Origin of the sequence: Flavobacterium sp. (genome assembly GCF_020217025.1) — a bacterium.
Taxonomy (GTDB): Bacteria; Bacteroidota; Bacteroidia; order Flavobacteriales; family Flavobacteriaceae; genus Flavobacterium.
This window is the reverse complement of sequence record NZ_JAIWOF010000031.1, coordinates 1-10000: the sequence shown is the minus strand read 5'-3', so window position 1 is coordinate 10000 and position 10000 is coordinate 1. Positions and strand designations below refer to the sequence as shown.

The following is a 10000-nucleotide window of genomic DNA, read 5'->3' as shown; positions in this document are numbered from 1 at the left end:
TATTGGAGAAAAAACGATGATTACATTAATGAAACATTTTAAAAGTGTTAAAAGATTGCAAAATGCCGATGAAAAAGCAATTTCTGAAGTTGTAGGTGTTTCAAAAGCCAAAAAAATTTCCGACTTTTACAAGAAAAATACTCCTAAATAGAAATGAAAAAACTCCTCTTGTTTGTAAGCCTACTATTTCTAACCCAAATCAGCTTAGGACAAGAAAACCCGCGACCAAAAGTTGGACTTGTGCTTAGTGGTGGTGGTGCAAAAGGATTGGCGCATATTGGCGTGCTAAAAGTAATCGATTCACTTGGTATAAAAGTTGATTATGTGGCTGGAACCAGTATGGGTGCGATTGTTGGTGGATTGTACGCTTCTGGCTATAATGCCGAGCAATTAGATGCTATTTTTTCTAATGTGGATGTTGATGCTTTACTTCAAGATTTTACACCAAGAGGTTCTAAATCGTTTTATGAAAAGCGAAATGACGAGATTTACGCTTTAACACTTCCATTTAATAAATTTAAATTGGGATTACCTTCTGGATTATCAAAAGGGCTTTATAATTTCAATTTATTGTCTTCTTTAACACAACATGTGAGTCATGTTCGTGATTTCAAACAATTGCCTATTCCTTTTTTATGTATTGCAACAGATGCCGAAACGGGAGAAAAAGTGGTTTTAGATTCGGGCGTTTTAGCTCAAAACATGATTGCAAGTGGCGCATTACCTACTTTGTATAGTCCTGTTGAAATAAACGGTAGGGTTTTAATAGATGGTGGTGTTGTGGATAATTATCCTATTGAAGAATTAAAATCTCGTGGAGTAGATATTATTATTGGTGTTGATGTTCAGGATGGATTAAAAACTAGGGAAGAATTAAAAGGTGTTACTTCGGTTTTAGCGCAAATCAATAATTTTTCCATGATTGAAAAAATGGAAGGAAAACAAAAAATGACCAATATTTACATCAAACCTGATATTAAAGGCTACACGGTTGTGGATTTTGAGAAAGGAAAAGATATTATTGGAAAAGGAAAAGAAAAAGCCTTAGAGTTTGTTAGAGAACTAGCTCCGTTTGGAAATTCAAGTGCCAAAAATGATAACAAAATAGTTGTTCAAGATTCAATTTATATCAAGGATATCGTTTTTAATAAACTTGAAAATTATACGAGAGCGTACATTATTGGTAAATTAAAATTTAAAAGGAATACTAAAATTTCAATAGGTCAATTACAAAAGGGAATTTTAAACTTAAATGCCACTCAAAACTTTAGTGCCATTAATTATTCATTTGAAAAAATGCAAGATGGTGACAAATTAATTTTGCAATTAAAAGAGAATGAGAATAATACTTTTTTAAAGTTTGGATTGCATTATGACGACTTGTTTAAAAGTGGAATCTTATTGAATTATACTAAGAAACGACTCTTAGCTAAAAATGATGTAGCGTCATTAGATTTGATTTTGGGAGATAACATTCGATACAATTTTGATTATTATATTGACAATGGATTTTATTGGAGTTTTGGTTTCAATTCTAAATTAACAACCTTCAATAGAAATATTACAAGTAATATTGCTGATAATGTAGTTTCGAATACAACAGCAAATGCTATTAATGTTGATTTTTTTGATTTGAGTAATCAAGCGTATTTACAAACCATTTTTGCTCAAAAATTTTCATTAGGAGGTGGAGTTGAGTACAAGTTTTTAAGATTAAAATCAGAAACATTAGAAGATACTAATTATGTTTTTGAAAGAAGTAATTATTTGTCCATTTTTGGATTTATGAAGTATGATTCATTCGATAAAAAATATTTTCCAAGAACTGGTTGGAATTTTAATTCTGAAATAAGATATTATGGCTATTCATCAGATTACAAAGGTAACTTCGAGCGATTTTCTGTAGCAAAAGCTGATTTTGGTTTTGCACAACCCGTTTTTAAGAATATGACATTTAAACTTCAAACAGAAGGAGGTTTTTCTGTTGGCGAAAGAAGTGTTTCTTATTTTGATTTTATATTAGGCGGTTATGGATTTCAACAAGTAAACAATATTAAGCCTTTTTTTGGATATGATTTTTTGAGCTTGGCTGGAGATAGTTATGTAAAACTTTTATTAACAGCAGATTATGAAATATTTAAGAAGCACCATTTGAATTTTAGTGCTAACTTTGCTAATGTTGGAAATAAAATTTTTGACACCATAGACACATGGTTTGTTAAACCAAATTATTCAGGATATTCATTTGGTTATGGTATGGAAACGGTAATAGGTCCTGTTGAAATTAAGCATTCATGGTCTCCAGAAACTAAGGATCATTACACTTGGTTTTCGGTAGGATTTTGGTTTTAAAAAAAAATTACGATATTTGTATTGATGAAAAATTGGGCTGGCTTATTAGCGCATTTGAAATTCCTCATCAAGAGAAATCCTGAGTGAGTTTTTTAGCGTGCCAATACTTTTCAAACTTCAGTTGTAATTGGCACTTCGACATATTACTTAATTGTCTAATAAAAATATATTACAATGCCAATATATCATAAATTGGGAAATATCCCTCATAAACGTCATATACAATTCCGCAAACCAAACGGTGATTTGTATTATGAGCAGTTGTTCGGAACGGTAGGTTTTGACGGAATGTCAACCAATTCGTATCACGAACAACGACCAACTCAGGTTAAAGAAATCAGAAAACAATACAGTGTTGCGCCAAAAATTGCGAAAGCAAATAACATTCAGTCTTATAAATTAAGAGGATTTGAAATTGAGCCGCAAGATGATTTTTTAGAAAGTAGAAAAATTGTTTTGACGAATTCGGATTGTCACATTGTTCTGGCTGCACCAAGAAAATCAACAACGGATTATTTTTATAAAAATACCGATTCAGATGAAGTAATTTTCATCCACAAAGGAACAGGAAAACTAAGAACCATGTTAGGAAATTTAGATTTCAAATATGGCGATTACTTAGTAGTTCCAAGAGGAATGATTTACAAAATAGATTTCGATACCGAAGACAATCGCTTATTTATTGTAGAATCACATTCGCCAGTTTATACACCAAAACAATACAGAAACTGGTTTGGACAATTATTAGAACATTCGCCATTTTGTGAAAGAGATATTCGTCGTCCAGAAGAATTAGAAACCTATAATGAAAAAGGAGATTTCGTAATCAAAGTAAAGAAAAAAGACGAAATCTTTGAAATGGTTTACGCTTCACATCCATTTGATGTAATTGGATACGACGGATTTAATTATCCATATGCATTTTCAATTCACGATTTCGAACCAATTACAGGTAGAATTCATTTACCACCACCAATTCACCAAACGTTTGAAACAAATGCTTTCGTAATTTGTTCTTTTGTACCAAGGTTATACGATTATCACCCATTATCAATTCCTGCTCCATACAACCACAGTAATATTGATGCTGATGAGGTATTGTATTATGTAGATGGCGATTTCATGAGCAGAAATGATGTGAAACCAGGGAATATTTCTTTACATCCTGCTGGAATTCCACACGGACCGCACCCAGGAGCGGCAGAAAGAAGCATTGGTAAAAAAGAAACGTTAGAATTAGCGGTAATGGTAGATACTTTCAAACCTTTAATGGTTACGGAAGATGCCATGGGTATTGCAGATGAAACGTATTATCAATCTTGGTTAGAAGAATAAAAAATTAAATACAACTTTTGGTAAATAGTACCATTTATTAAAATATTAGAATCATGTCACAAGAAATAAAATCAGTAGAATACGGATTAGAAAAAATATTTGAAGGAGCACAAGACTTCTTGCCTTTAATGGGAACAGATTACGTAGAATTTTACGTAGGAAACGCAAAACAAGCAGCGCATTTTTATAAAACAGCTTTCGGGTTTCAATCATTAGCCTATGCAGGATTAGAAACAGGAGTTAAAGACAAGGCGTCTTACGTTTTAAAACAAGACAAAATCCGTTTGGTATTAACTACCGCTTTAAATAGTGATTCTCCGATTGGCGAGCATGTAAAAAAACACGGTGATGGAGTTAAAGTGATTGCGCTTTGGGTAGAAGATGCACGTCAGTCTTACGAAGAAACAACTAAGCGTGGTGCAAAATCTTATTTTGAACCAGTAGTTGAAAAAGATGAAAATGGAGAAGTGGTTCGTGCTGGTATTTATGGAGCTTATGGTGAAACTGTTTTCGTTTTTGTAGAACGCAAAAATTATAACGGAATCTTTTTACCAGGATATAGCGAATGGAAATCAGATTATAATCCAACTCCAGTAGGATTAAAATATATCGACCACATGGTGGGTAATACGGGATGGAACAGAATGAATGAAGCAGTAAAATGGTTTGAAGATGTTATGGGATTTGTAAATTTCCTTTCATTTGATGACAAACAAATTACTACAGAATATTCTGCTTTAATGTCTAAAGTAATGTCTAATGGTAATGGTAGAATTAAATTCCCAATTAACGAACCAGCGGAAGGTAAAAAACGTTCTCAAATTGAAGAATATTTAGACTTTTATGAAGGAGAAGGAGTGCAGCACATTGCTGTGGCAACTGATGATATCATTTCAACCGTAGCTGAAATGCGTGCTAGAGGAATCGAGTTTTTAAGTACGCCACCTCAAGCATATTATGATGCAATTCCAGAAAGATTAAAAGATCACATGTCTAAATTTAAAGAAGATATTAACGAACTTCAAAAATTAGGTATCATGATTGATGCTGACGAGGAAGGTTATTTGTTACAAATTTTTACCAAGCCAGTTGAAGATCGTCCAACACTTTTCTTTGAAATTATTCAAAGAATGGGTGCTCGTGGGTTTGGTGCAGGTAACTTTAAAGCCCTTTTTGAGTCAATTGAGCGTGAGCAAGAATTGCGAGGAACGTTATAAAACTTAAATATTAATTTGCTGTTTAGAAATAAATGTTATTTTTGTTTCTAAACAGCTTTTTTATGAAAATTCTTAATTTATTTTTCTTTATTATCATTACTTATAGCTCTTTAGCTCAAGATAAAAAGGAAGTATTAGATATAAGTAATTCAGATTCTTTTAAATTTGAATTATTGGAATTTTATAAATCAAAATATGCGACATTTAACAAAAATTTAAGTTTAAATTCAGTTGAAAAATCCAAGTTGTCTAAAGCGATTTATCTTGAATATCAGGAAGAATTTTTAGAAAAAATCTACAATAATACCTTTATTTCAGATAAAAATTTAAACGATTATTTTCAAAAATTAATATTTGAGATTTTAGATATAAATAAATTAAATAAAAAGGAGTATAAGATTTTAATTTCTAAAGACCCTGAAATTAATGCTTATAATTGTGGTGATGGAACTATCGTAGTTAATTATGGTTTATTAACTATTTTGGATAATGAGGATGAATTGGTTTTTGTTTTGTGTCATGAAATAAGTCATCAGGAACTTCAACACGTCAAAAAAGAAATTGACAATTTTGTGAGTTTACACACGTCTGAAGAGATTATTGATAAGACAAAAGAAATAAAAAAATTAAAATATAACCGTACTAGAGCAGCTAATACTTTTTTACTTAAATTAAATTATAAAAATTACGCTCAAAGAAGAAAAAAAGAAATTCAAGCAGATTCATTAGGATTTTCATTTTATTCTAGAACAAATAGAGATTTAAATAACCCTTTAAGTTTATTAAAGAAATTAGATGAATCTAACAATGAGAAAGATTCACTAGTAATACAGGATTATAGAATTTTATTTGAAACAGAATCATTTAAATTAAAAAATAAATATTTCGAAGTTGAAAAATCAATATTTAATAAATATGATTATAAGCCAGCTTATCAAATTGATTCTCTAAAGACTCATCCTGATTGTTCAACTCGTATAAGAAAAATCGAAAAATTCATTACAAATCGAAATTTTAAAAGTTCTTCTTCAGAAAGATTTTTTGAAATAAAGAAAAATGTTAGTTATCAAAATTTGTATAATTTGTATTTAAGTGGAGAATTTGGAATTTGCTTATATGAATCGCTTAAAAAATTTAAAATCAACAATGATGTTTTTTATAAGGATTTAATTTTTTTAAACTTAGTTGAGATTCAAAAGGCAAAAGAAAATCAAACACTTTCAAAACATGTTCCTCAAATAGATTATGTTTACAATTCTGCAAGCTTGAACATATTTATTAATTTAATGAATAATTTAAAAAGTAGCGATATAGAAATTTTAATTCAAAAATTTAAATGAAAAAAATAGTATTAGGTGTTTTATTAGTTTTTACTCAATTTGTAACGGCTCAAATAGTTGAGTTAAATAAATTGTCCTCTGGAGTATTATATGATTCTGATGTAATAAAAGATGATAAAAATAATATAAAAGGTTATTTTCTTCTTTTTGAATCTGATAAAATTCAAAAAGAAACTTACATATTGGAGTATGTTGTCTTAGATGAAAATTTAACAAAAGTTACAAATGGTTATTTAGAAGAAATGAAGTATAGTTCTCTTCTACTAAAGGCAGATAAAATAACTACTGATGTCACTTTGTATAATAACAAGCTATTAATAGAGTTGAATGATGATACAGTGAATGGTAAAATATTTAGAAGATATAGAACTTTAGATTTATCAAATAATAAGATGAGTGATATATTTATTTTTAGAAACGGTAAATTAGAAAGCAAGCCCAAATTTGATAGATCCCTTAAAAATTTTGATGCAAATCAAACAGATAAAATTATAGGAGTTGACGGTGTTGGTTTAGTAACTATAAAAGAAGAGAAAGATCAAACAGGTAAAGAAAAATTTTTAGTTTGTTTGGATGATAATTTTATAAAAAAATGGAAGACAACTTATGAGATAACAAAAAATGATTATGGGTTTAAGGAATTAGAGTTTTTAGACTCTTCAAATAATTATATAGTTTTTTCTAACCATTATACCAAAGGAGGATATTATAAACCCGTTAATTCAATCATGGTTTTTGATGCAATTACAGGTAAATTAAATTTTGAATTTTTATTTTCAAATCAAGATAAATATTCTCACAAAGTAGTAGATTCTTATATTGAGAATGAAGATTTGATATTGTTAGGGAATTACTCGAAGAAATCAGATTACGGATTCATTAATGATGAAGAAAATCTCGGTCTTTTCAAAATAAAACTAAATCTTAAAACAGGGAAGAAATTAGAAGAAAAATTTTTAAATTGGACAGAGTTGTCATCAAAAATTGAGATAAATAAATATGGCGAAATAAAAAAAGAAGGTTTTGTTTTTGTTCATGACCTTATTCAATTGAGCAATGGGAAAATAATTGCTGTTTGTGAGGCTTTTAAAGGTAGTCCTGTAACTACTAATAATATTTATTTTTTAGAAATCTCTGAAAATTTTTCCTTCAATAAGGTATTTATCTCTGAAAAATTTAGAAATAAATTTCCAGGAACGGCAGCTCATTCAAGAAGAATTAAAGAGTTTGGAGCATTTGATTATATCGATTTTCAAGATCTAGATGATGATGAGTTTTTATTTTATTTTAGTGACAATGAAAAAAACTCAAAAAACAGAAAGCAGAATACGAAATTTGGAATTGTTTCCTACAGTAATGAGAATTTTAATAAACAGCAACTTGATTTAAAAACTGATGTAAGCACAATTTTGGCCTTCCCTGCAAAAAAAGGTTACATGATGCTTATAGAGTTTTTTGATTCAAAAAATAAACCATCCCAAATCAGATTAGAGAAAGTTAACTTTTAAATTTTATTCAAAGAATGGGTGCTCGTGGGTTCGGTGCAGGTAACTTTAAAGCCCTTTTTGAGTCAATTGAGCGTGAGCAAGAATTGCGAGGTACGTTGTAAAAACGATATTTTGTTAACAATTCATTAAATTGAAGTCGCATAACGGTGTCGTTTTTGATAAAAATATGTTAAAGTTGAAATTTGACTAAGAATAATTCAAAAACATATATACCTTTGCACTCGCAAAACAAGGAGGTAGTTTGCCTTGCTTTGTAATAAATTTTCATAATTTATAGTTTTTTGGTTGGTTAATAGCATAAAAACTCAGTCATATTTTTGACTGGGTTTTTTTGTTTTACTATTTTTGGAACGGAAATTGCATTTTCATTTCTAAAAATGAATAAACTATGAAAAAAATTATCTTACTTCTTGTTTTATTTGTGTTTACAAATTCCTTTGTAGTACAAGAAAATGCATACACTACTGGAGAGTGGTTCAAACTTCGAATTCACTACGGAATGGTTAATGCGGGTTACGCCACTTTGGAAATCAAAGAAGCCGTAAAAAATAATAAAAAAGTACATCACGTTGTAGGAAAAGGTTGGACCGTAGGGATGACCAAATTTTTCTTTGAAGTAGACGATAATTATGAGAGCTATTTTGACAAACAAACAGGAAAGCCCTATCAGTTTGTTAGAAAAATTAACGAAGGAGGTTATATAAAAAATCAAGAAGGGTTCTTTAATCAAGAAAAGAATACTGTTTTAGTTAAAGATTATAAGCATAAAACTGAAAAAACATTCTCAGTCCCAGATGAAGTACAAGATATCGTGTCTTCCTTTTACTATTTGAGAAATCATCCAAAAATTGATAAATTAAAAGTAGGAGAATCGATCGCAATTGATATGTTTTTTGATAACGAAACCACAAAGTTTAAGTTAAAATTTGTTGGTAGAGAAGATATAAAAACTAAATTTGGAAAAGTTTCTTGTATGATTTTTAGACCCTACGTTCAAGCAGGTAGAGTTTTTAAAGAAGAAGAAAGTTTAACTGTCTGGATATCAGATGATGACAATAAAATTCCAATCCGTATAAAGGCAAGTTTAGCAGTAGGTTCTTTAAAAGCCGATTTGGAAGCTTTTAAAGGTTTAAAAAATTCATTCAAAGTTAAAGTAGAGCAATAATGGAAGTAACTCCTAAGATTCAAGAACAATTAAATCAACTTCATGATAAATTTGAAGCAATTAATCAAAATACTTCAACACATTTAGAAGGATTACTTTGGGCTAAACCCATTACCTATTGGGATTATATTCAAACCGATGCCCTTTTGAGTCTTCAAACACAACGCACTACGTTACCAGACGAAATGGTTTTTGTAATGTATCATCAAGTAAACGAATTGTTGTTCAAAATGATTCTTTGGGAAATGAACCAATTGTGTCATAACGATAAACCATCAACGGCTTATTTTACTGAGAAATTAGGAAGAATTAGTCGTTATTTCGATATGTTAACTACTTCTTTCGATATTATGAAAGACGGAATGGAGCCAGAACAATATCTAAAATTCAGAAATACTTTAACACCAGCGAGCGGATTTCAATCGGCACAATATCGTTTAATTGAGTTCAGTTCTACTGATTTAATTAACTTAATCGACAATCGTTTTAGAGCTACCATCGATAGAAATACACCTTACGAACACGCTTTTGAGCATTTGTATTGGCAAGCTGCAGGAAAAGATTACCACACAGGTGAAAAGTCATATTTAATCTTAGAATTTGAAAGAAAGTACAAAAAGATGTTCTTAGATTGGATGGAAGAATACAACACAATTAACTTGTGGAGAAAATTCAAACAATTACCAGAAGTCGATCAACAAAATCCTGAATTAGTTGCTGCGATGCGTCATTACGACAAAACGGTAAATATAACTTGGGTAATGGGACACTTTAATGCTGCCAAAAAATACATCGAGAGTGTTCCAGGAAATCACGAAGCAACAGGGGGAAGTGATTGGAAAAAATACATGTTACCAAAATACCAAAAAAGAATATTTTTTCCTGAACTGTGGACGAAAGAAGAATTAGATAACTGGGGAGAATAACCGCCATAGCGCACAAAACAAAAAACATTGAGATATTTAGTATTAGCCATTTTATTTGTTACTTTTTTTACTGCTTGTAATTCGAAAGATGAATCAGAAAAAGCAAAAAAAGCAGTAGTAAAAAAAGAACCCATCATAAAAGAGTACGGATTTACAT

General features: G+C 30.0%; 8 protein-coding genes. All 8 read left to right on the top strand.

The annotated features are described in order from the left end of the window. Window positions 1-151: helix-hairpin-helix domain-containing protein (locus LDL23_RS01360; RefSeq protein ID WP_291264101.1), on the top strand; the 151-nt coding region annotated here is incomplete at its 5' end. 2 nt (window positions 152-153) lie between these two features. Beyond that, the gene (locus LDL23_RS01355) at window positions 154-2352 is read left to right on the top strand and encodes a patatin-like phospholipase family protein (protein WP_291264100.1); all 2199 of its coding nucleotides are present in this window, start codon (window positions 154-156) and stop codon (window positions 2350-2352) included. 174 nt (window positions 2353-2526) lie between these two features. Beyond that, window positions 2527-3687, top strand: coding sequence for a homogentisate 1,2-dioxygenase (locus tag LDL23_RS01350; protein ID WP_291264099.1), 1161 nt, complete (start codon window positions 2527-2529; stop codon window positions 3685-3687). A gap of 53 nt (window positions 3688-3740) precedes the next feature. Next, the gene (gene hppD, locus LDL23_RS01345) at window positions 3741-4904 is read left to right on the top strand and encodes a 4-hydroxyphenylpyruvate dioxygenase (RefSeq protein ID WP_026725162.1); all 1164 of its coding nucleotides are present in this window, start codon (window positions 3741-3743) and stop codon (window positions 4902-4904) included. A gap of 62 nt (window positions 4905-4966) precedes the next feature. Then, complete coding sequence (locus LDL23_RS01340; protein ID WP_291264098.1) at window positions 4967-6244, top strand: M48 family metallopeptidase; 1278 nt, start codon at window positions 4967-4969, stop codon at window positions 6242-6244. Then, entirely contained in the window at window positions 6241-7752 is a 1512-nt protein-coding gene (locus tag LDL23_RS01335) for a DUF6770 family protein (RefSeq protein ID WP_291264097.1), read from the top strand. Before LDL23_RS01340 ends, LDL23_RS01335 begins: the two co-directional genes overlap by 4 nt. A 388-nt stretch (window positions 7753-8140) precedes the next feature. Continuing rightward, window positions 8141-8917: a DUF3108 domain-containing protein gene (locus LDL23_RS01330; RefSeq protein WP_291264096.1), complete on the top strand. Its 777-nt coding sequence runs from the start codon at window positions 8141-8143 to the stop codon at window positions 8915-8917. Next, window positions 8917-9843: a tryptophan 2,3-dioxygenase family protein gene (locus LDL23_RS01325; protein ID WP_291264095.1), complete on the top strand. Its 927-nt coding sequence runs from the start codon at window positions 8917-8919 to the stop codon at window positions 9841-9843. The genes LDL23_RS01330 and LDL23_RS01325 overlap by 1 nt, the downstream gene beginning before the upstream one ends. Window positions 9844-10000: the final 157 nt, after the last annotated feature.